The 21,696-nt window shown below is 64.1% G+C and carries 18 protein-coding genes; 7 read left to right on the top strand and 11 right to left on the bottom strand.

Annotated features, from left to right (window positions below; genetic code table 11):
- Nucleotides 1–147: 147 nt before the first annotated feature.
- Both P3T23_RS39770 and P3T23_RS39775 read right to left on the bottom strand, forming a co-directional pair.
- Nucleotides 148–885, bottom strand: a complete 738-nt coding sequence (locus tag P3T23_RS39770) for an SDR family oxidoreductase (RefSeq protein WP_429321534.1) — start codon at nt 883–885, stop codon at nt 148–150.
- On the bottom strand, nt 882–2,426 hold the full coding sequence (locus P3T23_RS39775) for an FGGY-family carbohydrate kinase (RefSeq protein WP_429321583.1): 1,545 nt from the start codon (nt 2,424–2,426) through the stop codon (nt 882–884). Before P3T23_RS39775 ends, P3T23_RS39770 begins: the two co-directional genes overlap by 4 nt.
- A 460-nt stretch (nt 2,427–2,886) precedes the next feature.
- Here P3T23_RS39775 and dalD point away from each other — a divergent pair, with 460 nt between their 5' ends.
- From dalD to P3T23_RS39790, 3 genes are all read left to right on the top strand, one after another.
- Nucleotides 2,887–4,293: a D-arabinitol 4-dehydrogenase gene (gene dalD / locus P3T23_RS39780; RefSeq protein WP_429321535.1), complete on the top strand. Its 1,407-nt coding sequence runs from the start codon at nt 2,887–2,889 to the stop codon at nt 4,291–4,293.
- A gap of 135 nt (nt 4,294–4,428) precedes the next feature.
- Nucleotides 4,429–5,910 carry a xylulokinase gene (gene xylB / locus P3T23_RS39785; RefSeq protein WP_429321536.1) on the top strand — a complete coding sequence of 494 codons (1,482 nt, stop codon included), beginning with the start codon at nt 4,429–4,431 and terminating at the stop codon, nt 5,908–5,910.
- Nucleotides 5,911–6,041: 131 nt separating this feature from the next.
- The gene (locus tag P3T23_RS39790) at nt 6,042–7,028 is read left to right on the top strand and encodes a sugar-binding transcriptional regulator (RefSeq protein WP_133661893.1); all 987 of its coding nucleotides are present in this window, start codon (nt 6,042–6,044) and stop codon (nt 7,026–7,028) included.
- An 82-nt stretch (nt 7,029–7,110) separates the two neighbouring features.
- Here P3T23_RS39790 and P3T23_RS39795 read toward each other — a convergent pair whose 3' ends face one another.
- The 6 genes from P3T23_RS39795 to P3T23_RS39820 form a co-directional block, all read right to left on the bottom strand.
- A complete protein-coding gene (locus P3T23_RS39795; protein ID WP_429321537.1) occupies nt 7,111–8,220 on the bottom strand; it encodes an ABC transporter ATP-binding protein in 1,110 nt (369 codons plus the stop codon).
- A gap of 67 nt (nt 8,221–8,287) precedes the next feature.
- Nucleotides 8,288–8,977: an HAD family hydrolase gene (locus P3T23_RS39800; protein ID WP_429321538.1), complete on the bottom strand. Its 690-nt coding sequence runs from the start codon at nt 8,975–8,977 to the stop codon at nt 8,288–8,290.
- Complete coding sequence (locus P3T23_RS39805) at nt 8,974–9,840, bottom strand: carbohydrate ABC transporter permease (protein WP_429321539.1); 867 nt, start codon at nt 9,838–9,840, stop codon at nt 8,974–8,976. The genes P3T23_RS39800 and P3T23_RS39805 overlap by 4 nt, the downstream gene beginning before the upstream one ends.
- Nucleotides 9,837–10,772 carry a carbohydrate ABC transporter permease gene (locus P3T23_RS39810; RefSeq protein WP_429321540.1) on the bottom strand — a complete coding sequence of 312 codons (936 nt, stop codon included), beginning with the start codon at nt 10,770–10,772 and terminating at the stop codon, nt 9,837–9,839. The genes P3T23_RS39805 and P3T23_RS39810 overlap by 4 nt, the downstream gene beginning before the upstream one ends.
- Before the next feature lie 137 nt (nt 10,773–10,909).
- Nucleotides 10,910–12,232, bottom strand: a complete 1,323-nt coding sequence (locus P3T23_RS39815) for an ABC transporter substrate-binding protein (RefSeq protein WP_429321541.1) — start codon at nt 12,230–12,232, stop codon at nt 10,910–10,912.
- A 61-nt stretch (nt 12,233–12,293) separates the two neighbouring features.
- Nucleotides 12,294–13,076, bottom strand: a complete 783-nt coding sequence (locus P3T23_RS39820) for an L-iditol 2-dehydrogenase (RefSeq protein ID WP_429321542.1) — start codon at nt 13,074–13,076, stop codon at nt 12,294–12,296.
- A 302-nt stretch (nt 13,077–13,378) separates the two neighbouring features.
- Here P3T23_RS39820 and P3T23_RS39825 point away from each other — a divergent pair, with 302 nt between their 5' ends.
- The 3 genes from P3T23_RS39825 to P3T23_RS39835 are packed head-to-tail and all read left to right on the top strand — an operon-like array spanning nt 13,379 to nt 16,036.
- Nucleotides 13,379–14,317, top strand: a complete 939-nt coding sequence (locus P3T23_RS39825) for a metal ABC transporter solute-binding protein (protein ID WP_429321543.1) — start codon at nt 13,379–13,381, stop codon at nt 14,315–14,317.
- Nucleotides 14,314–15,261 carry an ABC transporter ATP-binding protein gene (locus P3T23_RS39830; RefSeq protein WP_429321544.1) on the top strand — a complete coding sequence of 316 codons (948 nt, stop codon included), beginning with the start codon at nt 14,314–14,316 and terminating at the stop codon, nt 15,259–15,261. The genes P3T23_RS39825 and P3T23_RS39830 overlap by 4 nt, the downstream gene beginning before the upstream one ends.
- Entirely contained in the window at nt 15,254–16,036 is a 783-nt protein-coding gene (locus P3T23_RS39835; protein ID WP_429321545.1) for a metal ABC transporter permease, read from the top strand. Before P3T23_RS39830 ends, P3T23_RS39835 begins: the two co-directional genes overlap by 8 nt.
- A 111-nt stretch (nt 16,037–16,147) precedes the next feature.
- On the opposite strand, the gene fghA is transcribed toward P3T23_RS39835, so the two are convergent.
- The 3 genes from fghA to P3T23_RS39850 all read right to left on the bottom strand — a co-directional run bounded on the left by fghA (nt 16,148) and on the right by P3T23_RS39850 (nt 19,745).
- Nucleotides 16,148–17,002, bottom strand: a complete 855-nt coding sequence (gene fghA / locus P3T23_RS39840) for an S-formylglutathione hydrolase (RefSeq protein WP_429321546.1) — start codon at nt 17,000–17,002, stop codon at nt 16,148–16,150.
- A 10-nt stretch (nt 17,003–17,012) separates the two neighbouring features.
- Complete coding sequence (locus tag P3T23_RS39845) at nt 17,013–18,119, bottom strand: S-(hydroxymethyl)glutathione dehydrogenase/class III alcohol dehydrogenase (protein ID WP_429321547.1); 1,107 nt, start codon at nt 18,117–18,119, stop codon at nt 17,013–17,015.
- 204 nt (nt 18,120–18,323) lie between these two features.
- Nucleotides 18,324–19,745: a xylulokinase gene (locus tag P3T23_RS39850; protein ID WP_429321548.1), complete on the bottom strand. Its 1,422-nt coding sequence runs from the start codon at nt 19,743–19,745 to the stop codon at nt 18,324–18,326.
- A gap of 389 nt (nt 19,746–20,134) precedes the next feature.
- Between P3T23_RS39850 and P3T23_RS39855 the strand changes: the two genes are divergently transcribed.
- A complete protein-coding gene (locus P3T23_RS39855) occupies nt 20,135–21,571 on the top strand; it encodes a nucleobase:cation symporter-2 family protein (RefSeq protein WP_429321549.1) in 1,437 nt (478 codons plus the stop codon).
- Nucleotides 21,572–21,696: the final 125 nt, after the last annotated feature.

Raw genomic sequence — 21,696 nt, forward strand, 5'->3', positions numbered from 1 at the left:
GGGGCGCCCTTTTTGGTCCAATTTGTGTGGTGGTGTTTTTTTTTCTTTTTTTGGGCCGGGCGGTCCGTTTAATCCCCCCCCCCAACCCCCGGGTTTTTTTCGGGGGGGGGGGGGGGGGGGCCCCCCCCCCCCCCCCGCCGCTCACGTTTACCGCGCCGTATAGCCGCCGTCGATCGGCAGTGCGACACCACTGATCATCGACGCCGCATCGCTCAACAAAAAGAGAATCGGCTCCGCGACTTCCCGCGGTTCAGCGAAGCGCTGCAGCGGAATGCCCTGTAACGCGGGCTCGCGCTTCGCGGGGTCGCTCCACGCCTTTACGGCCGTCGGCGTGAGTGTCACCGTCGGGTTCACGCTGTTCACCCGAATGCCGTACGGGCCGAGTTCGAGGCACAACACGCGCGTGATCGCATCCAGCGCGGCCTTCGACGCGCAGTAGCTCAAGTGATCGTCGAGCGCGACGAGCGACGCGTGGCTCGACACGTTGACGATGCTGCCCGCCCGCTTTGCATCGATCATTCCGCGAGCGACGTGCCGCGCCACCAGCGCGGCGCCGCGCGCGTTCACCGCCATCACACAATCGAAACTCGCCGCCGTCGTATCGATCGCGCGTTCGAGCAGCGCAACACCCGCGCAGTTCACGAGACCGTCGAAAGGGTCAAGCGATGCCAGCGCGTCGTCGATGGCCGCTTCGTCGCTGACGTCGAGCACCAGCGGCTCGCAGCCGGTTTCTTCGGCGAGACGCGCAAGCTCGTTCACGTTGCGCGCCGCCCCGACGACCTGCGCGCCAGACGCGCACAGCAGTTCGACTGTCGAGCGCCCGATGCCGCTCGACGCACCTGTCACGAGAATCGAGCGCCCGGAGAAATCGAAGATTGTGTTCATGCCGTTTGCAGGCGATGCATGAGCGGCTTCAACGCCGGATACAGATCAGTGTAGATGCCAAAACGTTCGGCATATAGCTTCTTCCGAAGGGGATCGGGCTGCGCGCGTTCGACGAGCGTCACCCACCCGCCCTGTGCGTCCTCACGCGAAACGAGCTTCGCCCCAAGTGCGGCGAGCAGCGCCGCGCCCATCGCTGCCTCTACCTCTTCCTTGATCGTGTACACCGGATAGCCAGTCACATCCGCGATGATCTGCATCCAGAGATCCGAATGTGCCGCCCCGCCGACGACGATCAGTTTGTCATCGAGCGACTGCGCGCCTTTGCGTCCCGCTTCGATGTTGTGCTGCAGCGCGAACGAGACGCCTTCGAGCACCGCACGGTACAGGTGCGCGCGCGTATGAAAGAGACTCAGGCCGATAAACGCGCCGCTCGCCCTGGCGTCCCAGACCGGGCTGCGTTCACCCATCAGGTAGGGCAGGAACATCACACCGTCCGAACCCGCCGGAATGCGCGCCGCGGCGTCTTCAAGCAGCCTGTGCGGATCGCCGTGCGGCGTCGCGCGCGCGGCTTCGACTTCCTCGTGACAAAACTGCTCGCGATACCAGGTCACCGATGCGCCAGCCGTGATCGCGCCGCCAAATACATAGAGGTCGTGCTGCCCGTCGAAGACGTGCGGCATGCTGACGAGCCCATGGCGCGCGTCGACGCTCTGGTTGATGTAACCCCAGCACATGCTGGTGCCGATCATCGCGACATGCTGCCCGGCACGCGTCACACCTGCTGCAAACGTCGCAACTGCCGCATCGACCCCGCCGGCTACGATCGGCGTGCCCGCTTCGAGCCCCAGCTGCCCGCACCATTGCGACAGCAATCCGCCTACCACCTCCGACGACTCGACGAGCCGTTCAGGCATCATCGTTGCAGGAATGCCCAGCATGTCGAGCGCTTCGGCGGACCAGCCGCGCCGCGCAATGTCGTACACGCCGCCGATATTGCCCGCCGAACTGTGATCGACCGCGACTTCGCCAGTCAGCAGATAGATCACGTACGCGTTCGGCGGCAGGAAGTAGCGCGTGTTTGCCCACACGTCTGGTTCGTGCTGGCGCAGCCAGAGCATCTTCGTGTAGCCGTAGTAGCTGTCGACGCTGTTGCCCGTTATCGCATACAGACGCTCCAGGTCGAGATTCCCGCGAACCCAGTCGACTTCCGCGGTGGCGCGTCGATCCATCCAGATCAGGCACGGATACAGTGGCCGCATGTCGCTATCGACTGGAATGCCCGAACCGCCGTACAGGCTGCTCACGCATACCGCCTTGATCGAACTCGCCACGATCCCCTGCTCTTTCGCCTGCGCGACGCATCGCGCGATGCATTCGACTACCGCGTTGAACCAGACCGAAGGCCACTGCTCAGCCCACAGCGGCCTTGGTGTATCGGGGCGATAGCTGCTCGCGTGCTGCGCAATGACTCCACCCTGCCGGTCGACCAGCAACGCCTTGGTGCTCTGCGTGCCGATGTCGATGCCGATGACGTAATCCATAGCGACTCCGTTCATATGCCGCTTCCAGGAAATGACGTGGATCAGGAAATCAGCGCAGGCAACGAAAAAGTCGTTCGCCGAAGCCAGGACCGTCCGCGGTGCCCGCCATGAGCGTCCTGTATGGCAAAAAGTAGACGTGAAACGCGTCCAGAACCACTAAAAAAAGAAGCCGGCCATAGACACTTTCAGTGCATCCCGGTCAGCACCGACCCGCAACGGGTCAAATATGATGCAGCGCAGCAGCGCGACTTCGCGCCCGCTGGCCGCCTCGCCTGCCTCTTATGCGTTTGTCCATCCCGGCCAGCAGGGGCTTTCGCGCCGCGCTGCGCCACAGAAAGCGCCGCGCATTGCCTTGACTTTCGATTCGCTGGATACGATCATTCGTTCACACACAGAGCAAATGCTCCACCTCTAAAAACGCACGCGACAGACCGTGCGCGAAAGTTTTCAGGAGACGCACATGAACAGCGTGCAAGGCAGCGACGCGAACGCCCTGGTGATCCTGCACATCGGCGCGGGATCGTTTCATCGCGCGCATCAGGCGTGGTATCTGCACCGGCTGAACGAGGCGCGTGAGCCCAGCGAGCCGCACTGGTCGCTGACGGTCGGCAATATCCGCAGCGACATGAACGCCGTGCTCGAGGCGCTGGCAGCGCAGGACGGCGTCTACACACTCGAAACCGTCACGCCGCAAGGCGAGCGCGCATACGAGACGATCCGCTCGATCGAACGTGTGCTGCCCTGGCAGGCGGATCTGGCTGGACTCATCGAGGCAGGTTCAGACCCGGCATGCAGGATCATCGCGTTCACGGTGACGGAAGGCGGCTACTACCTCGACGAGCACAATCATCTGGACACCGCCAACGCCGATCTCGCGGCCGATCTGCAAGGCGCGCGCAAAACAATCTATGGCGCGCTCGCCGCGATTCTCGAAGCACGCATGAAGCTCAACGCGGGCCCCGTGACGCTGCAGACCTGCGACAACCTGCGCAGCAACGGCGAGCGCTTCCATGCGGGCATGAGCGAGTTCCTCGAGCGACGCGGCGACACGGCGTTGAGAGCGTGGTTCGACGCCCATACCACCTCCCCGAACTCGATGGTCGATCGCATCACGCCGCGTCCCACCGATGACGTGCGCGAGCGCGTGCGGGCCGCGACCGGTTTCGACGATGCGTGTCCGGTGATGGGTGAAGCGTTCATCCAGTGGGTGATCGAAGATCACTTCCGCGCAGGGCGTCCCGCGTGGGAGAAGGTCGGCGCGGAACTCGTCGAGTCCGTCATGCCGTACGAAGAAGCCAAGATCCGTATCCTGAACGCGACGCATAGCTGCATCGCGTGGGCAGGCACGCTCGTGGGCCTGCGCTACATCCACGAAGGCACGATCGACCCCGACATCCAGAAGTTCGCCTACGACTACGTGACGCAGGATGTGATTCCGTGTCTCACGCCGAGCCCGCTCGATCTCGCACGCTATCGCGATGTGGTGCTCGACCGCTTCAGCAATCCGTATATCCAGGACACGAACCAGCGCGTTGCCGCCGATGGTTTCTCGAAGATTCCAGGCTTCATCGCGCCGACGTTGTCGGAATGCCTCGCTCGCGGCGTGGAGCCCGCGGCCACGGCGATGCTGCCTGCGTTGTTTTTCCGCTTCCTCGACCGCTGGCAGGCCGGCAAGCTGCCTTATGAGTATCAGGACGGCGTGATGGACGAACGCGTCGCGCGCGGCTTCTTCACAGCGCCCGATCCGTTGACGGCGTTCTGCGCCGACCGCCTGCTGTGGGGCAGCATGGCGCAGACGCCTGGGCTGGAAAACGCGCTGCGCGGTGCGCTCTCGCGCGTCGACGCGTGGCTCGCCAAACGTGGTTGACGCGCCTTACGCGGTTGAACAGGCTGTTTCCTGAGGTTGATGAGGTCCATGAACGCCAGTCAGGTCTAACGCCCATGGTCATGCGCGCCGCGTGCGGCTAAAGTAGCGCATCCCAATGACGAAGGTTCCGCGCCCATGTATCTCGGCATCGACCTCGGCACGTCCGAACTAAAAGTCCTGCTGCTCGCCTCCAGTGGACGCGTGATCGGCACGACAGGCTCGCCTTTTACCGTATCGCGTCCGCACCAGCGCTGGGCCGAGCAGAACCCGTCCGACTGGTGGAACGGCACGCGCGCTGCGCTCTTCGCGCTGCGCGACAGGCATCCCGATGAATTCGCGCAGGTACGTGGCATTGGTCTCTCGGGGCAGATGCACGGCGCGGTGCTGCTCGATGCCGAAGACCGCGTGCTGCGGCCGGCCATTCTGTGGAACGACATGCGCAGCGTCGACGAATGCGACGAGTTGACCGCGCGCGCGCCCGACCTGCACCGCATCGCCGGCAATCTCGCGATGCCGGGTTTCACGGCGCCGAAGCTGTTGTGGGTGCAACGGCACGAGCCGGAGCTGTTCCGTCAGACCGCCTGCGTGCTGCTGCCGAAAGACTATCTGCGCCTCATGCTGACGGGCGACAAGGTCTCCGATCCATCCGATGCCGCCGGCACGCTCTGGCTCGACGTGGCAAAGCGCGACTGGTCGGATGCGCTGCTCGCCGCCTGCGACATGCGTCGCGCGCAGATGCCGCGGCTTGCTGAAGGCAGCGCGCCGTCCGGCACTTTGCGTCCCGACATCGCGCGGGAATTCGGTCTGCGCGCGAGCGTGATCGTTGCCGCCGGCGGCGGCGACAACGCGACGAGCGCGATCGGCATCGGTGCCACCCAACCGGGTGACGGCTTCGTGTCGCTGGGCACTTCAGGCGTGCTGTGCGTCGTCGGCGACCGCTTCCGGCCGAACCCGGCTTCCGCCGTGCATACGTTCTGTCACGCGATTCCTGACCGCTGGCATCAGATGAGCGTTGTGCTGTCGGCGGCGAGCTGTCTGCGCTGGGTCTGCAAACTCACGTCCACCGACGAACCGACGCTGCTCGCCGAAGTGGGCGCATTGGCGCCCGATGCGCTGGCGACGGCGCCGCTCTTCCTGCCGTATCTCTCCGGCGAACGCACGCCACACAACGACCCGTACGCGCAGGGTGTGTTCTTCGGCATGACCCACGCGACCGATCGTGCGCTGCTCGGCTACGCGGTGCTCGAAGGCGTCACGCTCGCGCTTACCGACGGCCTCGATGCGTTGCGCGCAGCGGGCACCGAAGCGAGCGCGCTGTCGTTGATCGGCGGGGGTGCGCGAAGCAACTACTGGGCGCAGTTGCTGGCCGATGCGCTCGATACGCCGACGCGCAAGCACGGCGGCGGCGAAACCGGCGCAGCACTCGGCGCCGCGCGCCTCGGCTGGCTGGCCGCGGGCGGCGATCCGGCGACCGTGCTCACCAAGCCCCCCGTCGAAGCGGAATTCGTACCGGACGCGGCACGCCACGCGGCATTGCGTGCACGGCTGGATAGCTACCGTGCGCTGTACCGGCACGTGCGGCCTCTGTTCGACCCGTCACGCGAACCCCTGGCATGAGTCCGCCAGTCCCGTAACCCTGTCATTCAAACAAGGCCACTGCCAAGCTCGGCGCGAGACTCCACGAGCATCGTCGATCCACGCGCCGAACCCTGCCACGCGGCACATGCCGCTTACGTCGAAGATCCATCGTGTCCAGGTCAACCGAAAAACTCGATCTCGCTACCCGTGCCGCGTGGCTCTACTACGTCGCGGGCAATACCCAGAACGAGATCGCCGAGAAGTTGCAGGTGTCGCGCCCTGTTGCGCAACGGCTCGTCGCGTTCGCGGTCGAGAAGAACCTGATCCGCGTGCGCGTCGATCATCAGCTTGCCGACTGTCTCGCCCTCGCCGATCAGCTATCGAAACGCTATGGGCTGTCGGTCTGCGAGATTGTGCCCGTCGACGACGACAGTCCCGAAGAGATCGACCGCAAGCTCGCGGTGGCCGGCGCGCAGGTCATGGAGCGCTATCTGACGGAAGAAAAGCCCATGATCGTCGCGGTGAGCAGCGGACGAACGCTGAAGGCCGCCGTCGATCAGATCGCCCAACTGGAGCGTCCGCAGCACCGGCTGGTGTCGATGGTCGGCGCAATCGCTCAGGACGGCTCGTCGAACCGCTATGACGTCGCGCTGCACATTTCGGAAAAGACCGGTGGCAAGCATTTTCTGTTGCCCGCGCCGCTCATCGCCGACAACGATGCCGAACGTGCGCAGTGGTGCAATCACCGGCTGTACCGGATCGTCGAATCGTTGTCGGCTTCGGCCGATGTGGCGTTTGTCGGGATCGGCAATATCGGGCCGAACTGTCCATTGCACGAAGACGGGTTTATTACGTCCGCCGAAGTGAAGGATCTGATGCAGCGCGGCGCGATCGCCGAAATGCTGGGGTTGCCGATCAACGCGTCGGGCGCGCGTGTCGAATCGCCGACGGGCGATCGCGTGACGAGCCTGCGTCTCGATTCACCGCCCAGGCGGCCCACCATCGGCTTTGCGGGCGGTGAACGCAAACGTGATGCGGTGATCGCCGCGCTGAAGGGCGGATGGCTGTCGGGACTGGTGACCGATGAGCGATGCGCCCGTGCGGCGCTGGAGGATGCTGCGGCGAACCCGCCGAAGGTCGCGCGCAAGCGTTCATAAACGTCAAAAGCGCGCCACCGCGCGCAACAGCACCCCAGGAAGCGCTGCGCCAGCTCGCCGCGAGCGGCGCAGCTTCCTGACCTCAAGCCGCCAGAACCTCGACAATCTTGCGCTCGAACGCCTGGCCCTGAGCATCGAACAGGTGGCAATGCTCCGGCGTCGCACCGAGCTTCAGAACGTCGCCACGCGCATGATGTTCAAGCGGCGGGATCCGCGCGATCAACCCATCGGGCGCGACACTGCATTCGGCATACAGATACGCCGCGTCGCCAAGCGACTCGATCGCCATCGTGCTCGCCGACACGCCGTACTCCGTCGTGCCGACGTGCAGATGTTCCGGTCGGATACCGACGGTCACCTTGTCGCCTTCCTTCACCTTCGAAGGCTCGACCGCCACGCGTTGCGTTTCGCCGGATTCGTAGCGCACCACCACGCCGTCGTTCGACACCGACTGCACGACCCCTTCCAGAAAGTTCATCTTCGGCGAGCCGATGAAACCGGCAACAAAGCGGTTAGCCGGCGCGTGATAGAGCCGGTTCGGGCTGCCAACCTGCTCGACATTCCCCGCCGACAGCACGACGATCTTGTCGGCGAGCGTCATCGCTTCGACCTGATCGTGCGTCACGTAGATCATCGTCGTCTTCAGTTCGTCGTGCAGACGCGCGAATTCGAGCCGCATCTTCACGCGCAGCGCGGCGTCGAGATTCGACAGCGGTTCGTCGAACAGGAACACCTTCGGCTTGCGTGTAATCGCCCGGCCGATCGCGACACGCTGCCGCTGGCCGCCCGACAGCTGCTTCGGCTTGCGATCCAGCAGATGATCGATGTGCAGGATCTTCGCGGCATTGCGTACTGCCGCATCGATTTCCGGCTTCTTCGTGCCGGCCAGTTTCAGGCCGAACGCCATGTTGTCGTACAGCGTCATGTGCGGATAAAGCGCATACGACTGGAACACCATCGCAATGCCGCGCTTCGCGGGCGGCACGTCGTTCATGCGCGTACCGTCGATGGTCAGGTCGCCGCCGCTGATGTCTTCGAGGCCGGCGATCATCCGCATCAGCGTCGATTTCCCGCATCCGCTCGGGCCGACGAACACGACGAATTCGCCGTCCGCGATGTCGAGGTTGATGTTGCGCATCACTTCGTTGTCGTCGTAGCGCTTGACGATGCCACGCAGGGTTACGCTTGCCATGATCTGTCTCCGTATGTACTGCTGTTGCTGCGCTATGCTTGCACGCTAGTCCCGCACGCCGCCCGAGTCAATGCAGACCGATCGCGACGTGCTCCATCCATTGCGCGACGAAGGTCGGCAACTGCCGCATGTCGTCGAACACATGCTGGGCGCCCGCCGCACGCAGCGCCTCGATCTGCGCGTCGCTCGCGTGGCCGCCGCCGATAAAACCGAGCACCGTCATGTCCGCCGCGGTGGCCGCCGTGACGCCCGTCACGCTGTCTTCGATCACCAGACACGCATCGGGCGTCAACTGCAGTCCGCGTGCGGCGGCCAGGTAGACATCCGGCGCGGGCTTTGGGAGCGCCACCGTGTCGGCGCAAAAAAGCCGCTCACCGAAATGTTCCGCGAGGCGGGTGCGTGCCAGCACCGCACGCACGTACGGCGTATAGCTGTTGCTCGCGCACGCCTTGATCAACGGGATCTCCGCGAGGGCTGCGGCGATGCCGGGCACCGACGGCGCATCGATGGCCGCCGCTTCGACCGCGCGGCGGATCGCATCGATATCGCTCGCCATGAGCGTCCTGCCAAGCTGCGCTGCCGTGCCTTCGAGCACACGCTCGATGCGCAGCCCGAGCAGCGGCAGCACGACCGGCTCGACATCCGCGTCGGGCCAGCGCGCTTCCAGTTCGTGCACGAGCATCCGCGCCGCGACGGCTTCGCTGTCGATCAGCACGCCGTCGCAATCGCAGATCAGTGCCCGGGTCGCAGCGGTCATTTGACCGCCCCGAACGTGAGGCCGCGCACGAGTTGCTTCTGCGACAGCCAGCCGACGATCAGGATCGGCGCGACCGCCAGCAGCGAGGCCGCCGACAGCTTCGCCCAGAACAACCCTTCAGGGCTCGAATACGACGCGATGAACACCGTCAGCGGCGCGGCGTGCGAACTCGACAGGTTGATGCTCCAGAACGCCTCGTTCCACGACAGGATCACGAGCAGCAGCGCCGTCGAAGCGAGACCCGGCAACGACATCGGCATCAGCAGGTAGATGATTTCCTGCCAGGTCGCGGCGCCGTCGATACGCCCTGCTTCGAGAATGTCGCGCGGAATCTCGTTGAAGTACGTGAAGGACATCCATACCGCAATCGGCAGATTGATCAGCGTGTAGACGATCACGAGCCCCGTCACCGTATCGAGCAAGCCACTGTTCTTGCACAACAGGTAGATCGGCACCAGCACACCGACGGACGGCATCATCTTCGTCGACAGCATCCACAGCAGGACTTTCTGCGTGCGCTGGGTCGGAAAGAACGCCATCGCGTAAGAAGCCGGCACGGCGAACAGCAGACACAGGATCGTGACGCCCCCCGAAATCAGCACCGAATTCCATGCAAAGGAAAAATAGTTGCTGCGGGCGAAAACCTCACGAAAACTGTCGAGCGTCGGAATGAAGAACAGCGACAACGAATAGGCCTGTTGCTCCGTCTTGAACGCGGTGATCGCCATCCAGAAGATCGGGAAGAACAGCAGCAGCGCGATCAGCCACGCAAGGATGCCCGGGATGCTGCGTTTGGCGACAGCCAGTGGCGAAGCGGTCGAAGGCAGCGACGAAGTAGAAGGTGTAGCAGCAACCTGGCTCATTTTTCGTACTCCCCTTTCAGGTTCTTCGCGAGCATGCGCACGAGGAAGAACGACACGATATTCGCGAGCACCACCGCGAGAATCCCGCCGGCAGAGGCGAGGCCAACGTCGAACTGTTGCAGGCCGAGCGAGTAGATCAGGTACGACAGGTTGGTGGTGGCGTTGCCCGGACCGCCGCCCGTCGTCGTATAGATCTCGGCGAAGATGGACAGCAGGAAAATCGTTTCCATCATCACCACGACCGCGATTGCCCGCCTAAGGTGAGGCAGCGTGATGAAGAAGAACATCGAGAACGGGCCGGCGCCGTCGATGCGCGCGGCTTCCTTCTGCTCCTGGTCGAGCGACTGGATCGCCGTGAACAGGATCAGGAACGCGAAGGGCAACCATTGCCACGCGACGATCATGATGATTGCCGTGAGCGGATAGGTGGCGAACCAGTCGATCGGTTGCAGGCCGATCGCGCGCATGCCGGTGGCGACAAGACCGTACACCGGATGCAGGATCATGTTCTTCCAGATCAGCGCGCTGACGGTCGGCATCACGAAGAACGGCGCGATGGCGAGGAGCCGCGCGATGCCCTGCCCGTAAAACTTGCGATCGAACAGCACCGACATCAGGATGCCGCCGACCACGGTAATGATCAGCACCGAGCCGATCAGCTCGAGCGTAATCAGGATCGATGGACCGAACGCGGGATCGCTAGCCAGATAACGGTAGTTGTCGAGGCCGGCGAAGCCCCTGACGTCCGGGCTTAGCAGGTTGTAGCGCGAGAACGAAAACCAGATCGTCATCGCGAGCGGAATCGCCATCCACAGGAGCAGCACCGCGACGGACGGCGTGACCAGCCATCGTGCGGACGCCGCCTTGCGGGTTTCGCGTTCCTGTTCGGTTTGGGGATGGGCGTGCATGAGAGGAAGGTGCAGATGACGCATGATCGAACCACCTGTTCGGTAAAGCGCGGGCCGCGAGGCTTCGGCAACCCGCTGCACTGCCGTCGTCCGGCTGACATGGGGATGTCAGCCGGCGCTTCACGTCGAGAGCGGCGTCGGGATCGACGTCGAACTCGATGTCACTTCAGGTAACCCGCCTGGCGCACCGCGCGGTCCGCGGTGGCCTGTCCGGCTGTGAGCGCCTGATCGACTGCCAGCTGTCCGGCCACGGCGCCGGAGATGCTCTGACCCACCACCGTGCCGAACGACTGGAACTCCGGAATGCCGACGAACTGGACGCCGGTGTACGGGACGGGCTTCAGCGTCGGATTGTTCGGATCGGCCGTTTCGATGGCCTTCAGCACGAAGCTGGCGAACGGTGCGGCCTGCTGGTACTCCGGACGTGCGTAAGTCGAACTACGCGTGCCCGGCGGCACCGATGCCCAGCCCTGGTCCTTCGCGACGAGTTCGATGTACTCCTTCGAGGTCGCCCAGGTGATGAACTTCTTCGCCGCATCGACCTGCTTCGACGACTTCGGAATGGCCAGCGCCCAGGACCACAGCCAGTGCGAGCCCTTCGGCGTCACGGCGATCGGCGCAGGCGCAAAGCCGATCTTGTCGGCCACCTGCGATTGCGACTTGTTGAACAGCATGCCGGCAGCCACCGTCGCGTCGATCCACATGCCGCACTTGCCCGACGACATCAGCGTCAGGTTTTCGTTGAAGCCGTTCGAGCTGGCTCCCGGCGGGCCGTCTTTCTTCAGCAGATCCGTGTAGAACGTGACCGCCTTCTTCCATTCCGGCTGCGTCAGCTGCGCATTCCACTTTTCGTCGAACCAGCGGCCGCCGTAGGTGTTCACGAGCGTCGTCACGTACGCCATGTTTTCGCCCCAGCCGGCTTTGCCGCGCAGGCAAATGCCGTAGATGCCATTGGCCTTGTCGGTCAGCTTGTCGGCAAACTGGGCAATCTGGTCATAGGTCGGCTGGTCGGGCATCTTGAGGCCTTTCGCCGCGAACAGGTCCTTGCGGTAGAAGGTCATCGAGCTTTCGACGTAGAACGGCAGCGCGTACAGCGAGCCGTTGTAGGACAGGCCGTCGCGGGCCGTCTTCACGACGTCGTTCAGGTCGTATTCAGCGGGCAGGTTGGTGATCGGCGTGAGCCAGCCGCGCTTGCCCCATTGCGGCGTCTCATAGGTGCCGATCATCATCACGTCGAACTGGCCGCTGTTGGTCGTGATGTCGGTCGTGGCGCGCTGGCGCAGCACGTTTTCTTCGAGAATCACCCAGTTCAGCTTGATGTCCGGATTCGCTTTCTCGAAGTTGGACGACTGCTTCTTCAGCTCGATCATGTCCGGGTTGTTGAGGGCGGCGATCGTCACCGTCGCCGCCGATGCGTTCAACGCCGCGCATGCAACGGTGCTCGCACCTAGCGCCTTGAGCGCGGTCTGGAAAGCGGGTTTCATGAAGTGTCTCCTTCTGGATTAGTCGTTCTTCGAGTGATGCTTCTGGCGGTTGTTGTGTCGATCAGCTCATCCAGTTGCCACCGTCGACGTTGAGCGTCTGCGCGGTGATGTAGTCCGCATCGGACGAAGCGAGAAACAGCGCCGCGCCCGTCAAATCCTCCGGCACGCCCATGCGGCCGAGCGGCACGGCTTCGCCGACCAGGCGCTTCTTCTCGCCTGGCGGGCGGTTTTCGTAACGCGCGAAGAGCGCGTCGACTTCTCTCCACATCGGCGTATCGATCACGCCCGGCGCAATGCCGTTCACGTTGATCCTGTGCGGCGCGAGCGCCAGCGCCGCCGATTGCGTGTAGCTCAGCACGGCCGCCTTGGTTGCGCAGTAGTGCGACACGAGCGCTTCGCCGCGCCGTCCCGCCTGCGATGACATGTTGATGATCTTGCCGCCCTGCCCCTGTTCGACCATATGCCGCGCGACGCGCTGCATCAGGAAGAACATGCCCTTCACGTTGACCGCGAACAGGCGGTCGAACACGTCCCAGGATTCGTCGAGGAGCGGGCGCATGTCGAAGAGCGCCGCGTTGTTGAAGAGGATGTCGACCCGGCCGAACCGCTCGAGCGTGGCCGACACGATGCGTTCGATGTCGTCGCGGCGAGTGACGTCGGCGGAAATCGTCAGCACGCGCTCGCCATGACTTTGGGCAAGCGCCTGCGCGAACTCGCCGGCAGGTTTCACGTCGACCAGCACGCAGCGCGCGCCTTCTTCCAGATAGCGCCTCGCGACCGCTTCGCCGATTCCACTGCCTGCGCCGGTCAGGATCGCCACCTTGTCCTGTAATCGTGCTGCCACAGATGTCTCCGGTTCGTTCGTTCTGCATGCGCGGTGAGCGAACGCTCGTTGCGCGAACAATTGCTCTCTTTGTGATCGAATGATCGGATACGCATCGGGCCATGTCAAGGCGGAATGCAGGATTTCGATGGTGCAGCGCGGCAGCGCTTGTCCGGCCCTCGCGGGATAGCGCGGGAGGCGACAAGGTTGCATCGCAGTGTCAAACTTCTGCGATACGTTATATCATTTCGCTCTCATGCCAGCCCGGCACAGAAACGCGCCCGACAGACAAGACGGCCGATCTTTCAAGGACCCGACAAACGATGACGACCCTCCGTGCTCTATGGAACCGTGCGCACCCCGTGCACGCCCTGTCGAAGTATCTGGCGGCCGGCGCGCTCGCGCTGGCGTTCGGTCAGACTGCCTTTGCCGCCGATGCGAAGATCCCGGTTGTCGCAGCGGAGAATTTCTACGGCGACGTGGTACGCCAGCTAGGCGGCGACCGGGTCGACGTGACAAGCATCCTCAGCAACCCTGACCAGGATCCGCACCTGTTCGAAGCCAGCCCGAAGACGGCACGCGCGCTGCAGAACGCGAGCCTTGTCGTCTACAACGGCGCCGACTACGATCCGTGGATGGCGAAGCTGCTCGCGGCATCGAACAACGCGAAGCGTACGGTGATTGTCGCCGCCGACCTCACTGGCAAGAAGAGCGGCGACAATCCGCACCTGTGGTACGCGCCGTCGACGATGCCGGCAGTGGCGCGCGCGGTGAACGCGGCGCTCGTCGCGGCTGACCCGTCGCACAAACCGGCGTACGATGCGAACCTCGCGAAGTTTCTCGATTCGCTGAAGCCGATCGACGCCAGGGTCGCCGGGTTGCGCACGCGCTATGCTCATGTGCCGGTGACGGCGACCGAGCCGGTGTTCGGCTACATGTCGGATGCAATCGGTCTCGAGATGCGCAACCAGCGCTTCCAGCTGGCGGCAATGAACGACACGGAGGCCAGTGCTTCCGACATCGCCGCCTTCGAGCGCGATCTGCGCGAGAAACGCGTGCGCGTGCTGATCTATAACAGCCAGGCAACCGAGGCGCTGACCAAACGCATGCTGAAACTCGCACAGCAGTCGAACGTGCCGACGGTGAGCGTCACCGAAACGCAGCCGGGCGGCAAGACCTTCCAGCAGTGGATGCTGTCGCAGCTCGACGAGCTGGGTAAAGCGCTCGCCGCCGGCGACGCAGGCAAAGGAAAAACGCAATGACATCGACTGGCGCAGCGGCTCCCCGCTCCGCTCCCGTACTCGAACTCGAACGCGTCACGCTGGAACTGGGCGGACGCACGATTCTCGGCGATACGAGTCTCGTCCTGAACCAGAACGAGTTCATCGGCGTGCTCGGGCCGAACGGCGCGGGCAAGACCACGCTGATGCGCGCGATACTGGGCCTTGTGCCCGCCGCGGGCGGGGCAATCCGCGTACTCGGAGAACCGGTCGTGCGCGGCAATCCGTCGATCGGCTACATGCCGCAGACGCGCAGCGCACTGGCGGGCCGCCGGGTGCGTGGACGCGATTTCGTCGCGATGGCCGCCGACGGGCATCGCTGGGGTCTGCCGCGTCACAGCGCGGCTGCACGCAGCGAGGTCGATCGCGTGCTCGAGCTCGTTGGCGCTCGCGAACTGGCTGGACGGCCGCTATCGGAGCTGTCGGGCGGCGAGCGCCAACGCCTGCTGCTGGCGCAATGTCTGCTGGGCAACCCGCGTCTCCTGCTGCTCGACGAACCGCTGATCAGTCTCGATCCGCATCATCAGAAAAGCGTCGTCGAACTCGTGCGGCGGGTGCAGCAGGAGCTGCGCATCACCGTGCTGTTCTCCGCGCATGAACTCAACCCGCTGCTTCACGCACTGGATCGCGTGCTGTATCTCGGCAGCGGCGTCGCGGCGCTCGGCACCGTGGATGAAGTCATCACGAAGCCGGTGTTGTCGCGGCTTTACGGCTCCACGATCGAGGTAATGCGCGTCAACGGCCGCATTTTCGTGATGTCGGGCGACGTCGAAGTCGAAAAACACGATCACGAGCACGAAGACGATCACGAGCATGACCACGGCGGCGATACGCACCCGCACGGTCACGGACATGTGCGTTCACATTCCCATTCGCACGGCCAGCCAGACCACTCACACCGCGACGGACACACGCACGATGTTTGAATACGACTTCATGGTGAACGCGTTCGCGGCGTCGGGGATCGTCGCGGTGCTGGCAGGCATCGTCGGTTATTTCCTCGTGATGCGCGGACAGACATTCGCCGGTCACGCGCTCTCGCACGTCGGCTTCACCGGCGCGACCGGCGCGGTGCTGGTCGGCATTTCGCCGATCTGGGGCATGATCGGCTTCACGCTCGCAGCCGGCGTCGGGATGGGCGCGCTCGGTGAGCGTCTTGCGGGGCGCGATGTGGCGATCGGCGTGATCCTGTCGCTGTCGCTCGGCTTCGGGTTGCTGTTCCTGCACTTCTTCACCGCCTACGCGACGCAGGTCACGGCGCTGCTGTTCGGCAATGTGCTCGGCGTGAACAGCTCGACGCTCGGGGTGCTCGCAGCGCTCGGCGTGGTGAGTCTGCTGGCGCTTGCCGCCATCATGCGGCCGTTGCTGTTCGCTTCATTGCAGCCGGAACTCGCGGAAGCGAAAGGCGTGTCGCTGCGGCTCGTGTCGGTGCTGTTTCTCGCGATTGCCGCGCTGGCCGTGGCCGCATGCACGCAGATCGTCGGCGTCCTGCTGGTGTTCACGTTGATGGTCGGGCCCGCGGCCGCCGCCCAGAACCTGACGACGCGGCTCTCCACCGGGCTCGTCCTTGCGGCGTTGCTCGCGCTCGCCCAGGCGTGGCTCGGTGTCACGCTCGCGTTCTACACCGACTGGCCGACAAGCTTCTGGATCACCGCACTCGCGGCGCTGGTGTACGGGGGGAGTCTGTTGGGTCGACGTTGAGGTTGAGGTTGGCACCGACGTTGGCCCGGGGCCCGGCCTCGTGCCAGCCCCAGGAAAAAAACGGGGCGCCGGACAGGATCCGGCGCCCCGTTTCACATCAAGCGCGAAGAATCAGGCGAGCAATACCCTGGCATGATGCGCGAGATGATCTTCGATGAAGGTCTGGATAAAGTAATAACCGTGGTCGTAGCCTTCATGACGACGCAACGTGAGCGGCTGGCCCGCGGCGCGGCATGCCGCCTCGAAGACCTCCGGATTCAGTTGCTCGGCAAGAAACTGATCTGCCAGACCCTGATCGATCAGAATGCCTGCCGCGAACCTGTGCGATGCGTTTGCGACCAGCTCGCTCGCGTCGTACTGCCGCCAGGCGTTGCGATCGTCGCCCAGATAACCGCTGAACGCCTTCTCGCCCCACGGACAACGCATCGGCGCGGCAATCGGCGCGAACGCCGACACCGACCGATAGATGTCCGGATTGCGCAGCGCCAGCGTCAGCGCCCCATGGCCGCCCATCGAATGCCCGAAGATGCCGAGACGCCCGCCGTCGACGGGCAGATTCGCCAGCACGGTCTCGCGCAGCTCGTCGCGCACGTACGAATACATGCGGTAGTGCTTCGACCACGGCTCTTCCGTCGCGTCGACATAGAAGCCTGCGCCCACGCCGAAGTCCCATGCCGCGCTCTCGCCCGTAATACCCGCACCGCGCGGACTCGTGTCCGGCGCGATCAGGGCGATGCCGTGCTGCGCGGCAAAGCGCTGCGCGCCCGCCTTGATCGGAAACGTTTCTTCCGTGCAGGTCAGGCCAGCGAGATAGAACAACGCCGGCACACGTCCCGTGTTCTCGTGCAGCGCCTGCGGCGGCAGATAGGCAGCGAAACGCATCGGCAGACCGATCGTCTGCGAATCGTGCCGGTAAATGCGCTGCACGCCGCCGTGGCACGCGTGAGAATTCAGCAGTTCGAGCATCTGGCGCTCCTCAATACAGGACGACCGAGCGGATCGACTCGCCCTTCTTCATCAGATCGAAGCCCTCGTTGATGCGTTCGAGCGGCAGACGGTGCGTGATCAGGTCGTCGATGTTGATCTTGCCTTCCATGTACCAGTCGACGATCTTCGGCACGTCGGTACGGCCTCGCGCGCCACCAAAAGCCGAGCCCTTCCACTCGCGGCCCGTCACCAGCTGGAACGGCCGCGTGCTGATTTCTTCGCCCGCCGCCGCCACGCCGATGATGAACGACTGGCCCCAGCCCTTGTGCGTGCATTCGAGCGCCTGACGCATGACCTTCGTGTTGCCGATGCATTCGAACGAGTAGTCCGCGCCGCCATCTGTCAATTGCACGATGTGGTCGACCACGTTCTCGACTTCATTCGGATTGATGAAGTGCGTCATGCCGAACTTCTTCGCCAGTTCCACGCGGCCCGGGTTGATGTCCACGCCGATGATCTTGTCCGCACCGACCATCTTTGCGCCCTGAATCACGTTCAGGCCGATGCCGCCGAGACCGAACACCACCACGTTCGCCCCCGCCTCGACCTTCGCCGAATACACCACGGCGCCGACGCCCGTCGTCACGCCACAGCCGATGTAGCAGATCTTGTCGAACGGCGCGTCTTCACGCACCTTCGCGACCGCGATTTCCGGCACCACGATGTAGTTCGAGAACGTCGACGTGCCCATGTAATGAAACAGCGGCCTGCCGTCGATCGAGAAGCGCGACGTCGCATCGGGCATGAGGCCCTTGCCCTGCGTCGCGCGGATCGCCTGGCACAGGTTGGTCTTGCGCGACAGGCAGAACTTGCACTGCCGGCATTCCGGCGTGTAGAGCGGAATCACATGATCGCCCTTCTTCAGCGTGCCGACACCGGGACCGACATCGACGACGACACCCGCGCCCTCATGACCCAGAATCGCCGGGAAGAGGCCTTCCGGGTCCGCGCCCGACAGCGTGTAGTAGTCGGTGTGGCAGATGCCCGTCGCCTTCACCTCAATCAGCACTTCGCCCGCACGCGGTCCTTCGAGATCGACCTCTTCGATCGTCAACGGCGCGCCGGCCTTCCATGCGATTGCTGCTTTCGTCTTCATCGTAAATGCTCCTTTGAGTCCATCAAGTCGCGGAACGATCAGTGCATGCTGGTCGTGCCGGGTGTTGCGAATCCTGTTGGTGGTGCGCGCCTGAGCCTGGTGATGCGCTGGCGCTGTGCCTGACGCTCAACATCATCGGCGAAATTGCGTCGCCGGTCGTTGTGCCATTGGCCGTCTCGCTGACTCCACGCGACATCCCGTTGTTCAATCACGCACGGGGAACCAGGTCTCCGTCCGCGCGTATAGATCGAGGAAGCGTGCGTAGCGGTCAGCCAGCGCTGTGTCGCCTGACGGGCCGGCAACGCGCGTCGTGGCTGGCGCGAGGGCCGCCAGATCGGAAGCATGCCAGTGTCCGCTCGCCAGCCCGCCAAGTATCGCAGCACCGCGCCCCGCAGCGTTGGGACAATCGACCGCATGCAGTTCGACATCGAGCGCATCGGCAAGCAGTTGCCGCCAGCGCGCATCGACGGAACCGCCGCCCGCGAGCCGCAGCGTCGTCACATGAGCCCCGTTGCGACGGATCGCATCGAGCCCCGCACGCAGCGAAAACGCGACGCCTTCGAAAGCGGCACGCATCATTGTTCCGCGTGTATGACCGAGTGCAAGGCCGAGCCAGCCGCCGCGCGCCGAAGGATTGAGCCACGGCGAACGCTCGCCGGTGAGATACGGGAGGAACGTGAGGCCGGCGGCCGCGTGGTCGGCGAACGCATCGCGATAGGCATCCGGCCATTCGTATGACAGCCAGCCGCGCACCGTCTCCAGCGCGACGCCGACATTCTGCATCGCCGCCATCCGGTACCAGTGGTCGGTCGCCGCGCGATAGCGATGCAGACCGTGCGCCGCGTCCGGTTCATCGCTTGCAAGGACGACGATCTGCCCACCCGTGCCGGTGGTGAGAAGCGCGTCGCCATCGCGCGCCAGACCACTGCCTAGCGCAGCGCATGGCGTATCGGCGGCGCCCGTCGCCAGCACGATCCCGGCACGCAGACCCAGTGCAGTCGCCGCCTCGCCGGACAACGTGCCGCCCGCCGCATACGACGGCGCCAATGGCGCAAACCACTCATGCGGCAAACCAAGCCGGTCGAGCAGGGCGGAATCCCATACGCCTGCCGGATCGGCGAGCGCGGTCGCGCATGCATCGGACGGATCGGTCAGCATCGCGCCGCCGAGTTTCACGCGTAGCCAGTCCTTCGGTTGCAATGCCCAGCGCGTCGCCTGTGCGGACTGCGGCTCATGGAGCGCGATCCAGCGCAACAGCGGACCGGCCATGCCTGGCGCTACGGGATTCGGTTGCGGTTCGGGCCACGCATCGAGCAGCGCAAGCGCACGCGTGTCGGGCCAGAGCATGGCGGGCCGCACCGCCTGCCCTTGTGCATCGCTCAGCACGACACCGTGCATCTGTCCGGAGAAACCAATCGCGCGGACCTCGTCGCGCTCTTCGGCGGGCAGTCGCGCCGACGCTTCGCACAGCGCGCGCCACCATGTCTCGACGGACGTTTCGGCCCATCCAGGGCGTGGTGTTTCGATCGCATACGCGACGCTCGCCGCGGCGCGCTCGCGTCCCTCCTCATCGACGATTGCCAGTTTCAGTGAGCCGGTGCCGAGGTCGATGCCGAGAAAACGCATGGGCGAAAAGTATGAGTTTGACGGATGGTGATCACCCGCATTTGACGGTATCCGGCAGCGTGCCGGAGGGGCGCTGAAACTCGCGACTCGCGGGTTAACCCCGGCACGTTACAGGCAGTGTCAAAACGACACTATGTGCTGCTGCGAATACGCTCTATCGATTTTCACACATATCACGCGATGCCGTCCGTGTGCGCGCGTGACAGCCGTGCACCGCGACACGAGGCCTGGCGGCCGTTCAGCCACCGCGCATGTTTCGATTGGCTTTCAAACGCGCGCTACCCATATCGTCGTCGGGAAGTCCGGAATAGGCTCCAGCGGTCTTGTTGCATCTTTTCGTTCCACATACCTTGGAGCCATCCCGAAAACGAGATGTGGAGACAGACAAGATGCAATCGAACACGGTTCACCCGTGCGACGAGCGACTGCCGGCAGGCCAGTTGCTGACGCTCGGCATTCAGCATGTGCTCGTCATGTACGCCGGAGCGGTTGCGGTTCCGCTCATCATCGGCGCCGCGCTCAAGCTTCCGAAAGAACAGATTGCCTTTCTCATCAGCGCCGACCTGTTCTCGTGCGGCATCGCCACACTGATCCAGACGCTCGGCCTGTGGATTTTCGGCATCCGTCTGCCGGTGATCATGGGCTGCACGTTCGCGGCCGTCGGCCCGATGGTCGCGATCGGCACCAATCCGTCGCTCGGCATTCTCGACATCTTCGGTTCGACGATTGCAGCCGGCATCGTCGGCATCTTCCTCGCGCCTGCGATCGGCAAGCTGTTGCGGTTCTTTCCACCTGTCGTGGTCGGTGTGGTGATTTCAGTGATCGGACTGTCGTTGATGGAAGTCGGGATCAACTGGGCGGCGGGCGGCGTCGGCAATCCGGATTACGGCAATCCTGTCTACCTTGGACTGTCCCTCGTCGTGCTCACGTTGATCCTGCTGATCAACAAATTCGGCAAGGGCTTCATCGCGAATATTTCAGTGCTCCTTGGTATCGTCGCGGGCTTCGCGATCGCGGCCCTGCTCGGCCGTGTGAACATGGAAGGCGTGACCAGCGCGCCATGGGTCGGCTTCGTGATGCCGTTCCACTTCGGCCTGCCGCACTTCGATCCGCTGTCGATCGCGACCATGGTGACGGTGATGTTCGTTACGTTCATCGAATCGACCGGCATGTTCCTCGCGGTCGGCGACATGGTCGACCGGCCGGTCGACCAGAAGACACTGGTGCGCGGTCTGCGCGTCGACGGTCTCGGCACGTTGATCGGCGGCATCTTCAACTCGTTCCCGCATACCTCGTTCTCGCAGAACGTCGGGCTGATCGGCGTGACGGGCGTGAAAAGCCGCTTCGTCTGCGCGATGGGCGGCGTGATCCTCGTGATGCTTGGCCTCTTTCCGAAGATGGCGCAGGTGGTGGCGTCGGTGCCCGCGTTCGTGCTCGGCGGTGCGGGTATCGTGATGTTCGGGATGGTCGCGGCAAACGGTATCAAGGTGCTCTCGAAGGTCGACTTCGTGAAGAACCATCACAACCTGTTCATCGTCGCGGTGAGCATCGGTCTCGGCCTCGTGCCGGTCGTCTCGCCGCACTTCTTCTCGAAACTGCCGCCGGCTCTCTCGCCGCTGCTTCATAGCGGGATCCTGCTTGCGTCGGTGTCCGCAGTCGTGCTGAACCTGATCTTCAACGGCGTGAAGGGTGAACGCGCCGCGAAGAACGATATCCGCCGTGCCGGTCACGATTTCGACGGCCGCGCGCAAGGCGATCAGCCAGCAAGGGACGACGCCCTCCGCGCGAGCCACGAGTTCGAAGCGCGCGCCGCGGACGCACACTGAAGACGGCTTGTAGTACGCCGCGCGATCCCCGTCGCGCGATGCGCCAATGAAAAACGCCACGGCTTGCCGTGGCGTTTTCTACTGCCTGAGATCCAGAGATCCGGCGAATGCTGCCTGCCCGATCA

This window comes from Paraburkholderia sp. GAS448 (assembly GCF_050435685.1).
Lineage (GTDB): Bacteria > Pseudomonadota > Gammaproteobacteria > Burkholderiales > Burkholderiaceae > Paraburkholderia.

Coding starts and splice junctions, on each gene's coding strand:
- P3T23_RS39770 (WP_429321534.1), bottom strand. CDS start 885: ATGAACACAATCTTCGATTTCTCCGGGCGCTCGATTCTCGTGACAGGT.
- P3T23_RS39775 (WP_429321583.1), bottom strand. CDS start 2,426: ATGGATTACGTCATCGGCATCGACATCGGCACGCAGAGCACCAAGGCG.
- dalD (WP_429321535.1), top strand. CDS start 2,887: ATGAACAGCGTGCAAGGCAGCGACGCGAACGCCCTGGTGATCCTGCAC.
- xylB (WP_429321536.1), top strand. CDS start 4,429: ATGTATCTCGGCATCGACCTCGGCACGTCCGAACTAAAAGTCCTGCTG.
- P3T23_RS39795 (WP_429321537.1), bottom strand. CDS start 8,220: ATGGCAAGCGTAACCCTGCGTGGCATCGTCAAGCGCTACGACGACAAC.
- P3T23_RS39800 (WP_429321538.1), bottom strand. CDS start 8,977: ATGACCGCTGCGACCCGGGCACTGATCTGCGATTGCGACGGCGTGCTG.
- P3T23_RS39805 (WP_429321539.1), bottom strand. CDS start 9,840: ATGAGCCAGGTTGCTGCTACACCTTCTACTTCGTCGCTGCCTTCGACC.
- P3T23_RS39810 (WP_429321540.1), bottom strand. CDS start 10,772: ATGCGTCATCTGCACCTTCCTCTCATGCACGCCCATCCCCAAACCGAA.
- P3T23_RS39815 (WP_429321541.1), bottom strand. CDS start 12,232: ATGAAACCCGCTTTCCAGACCGCGCTCAAGGCGCTAGGTGCGAGCACC.
- P3T23_RS39825 (WP_429321543.1), top strand. CDS start 13,379: ATGACGACCCTCCGTGCTCTATGGAACCGTGCGCACCCCGTGCACGCC.
- P3T23_RS39830 (WP_429321544.1), top strand. CDS start 14,314: ATGACATCGACTGGCGCAGCGGCTCCCCGCTCCGCTCCCGTACTCGAA.
- P3T23_RS39835 (WP_429321545.1), top strand. CDS start 15,254: ATGTTTGAATACGACTTCATGGTGAACGCGTTCGCGGCGTCGGGGATC.
- fghA (WP_429321546.1), bottom strand. CDS start 17,002: ATGCTCGAACTGCTGAATTCTCACGCGTGCCACGGCGGCGTGCAGCGC.
- P3T23_RS39845 (WP_429321547.1), bottom strand. CDS start 18,119: ATGAAGACGAAAGCAGCAATCGCATGGAAGGCCGGCGCGCCGTTGACG.
- P3T23_RS39850 (WP_429321548.1), bottom strand. CDS start 19,745: ATGCGTTTTCTCGGCATCGACCTCGGCACCGGCTCACTGAAACTGGCA.
- P3T23_RS39855 (WP_429321549.1), top strand. CDS start 20,135: ATGCAATCGAACACGGTTCACCCGTGCGACGAGCGACTGCCGGCAGGC.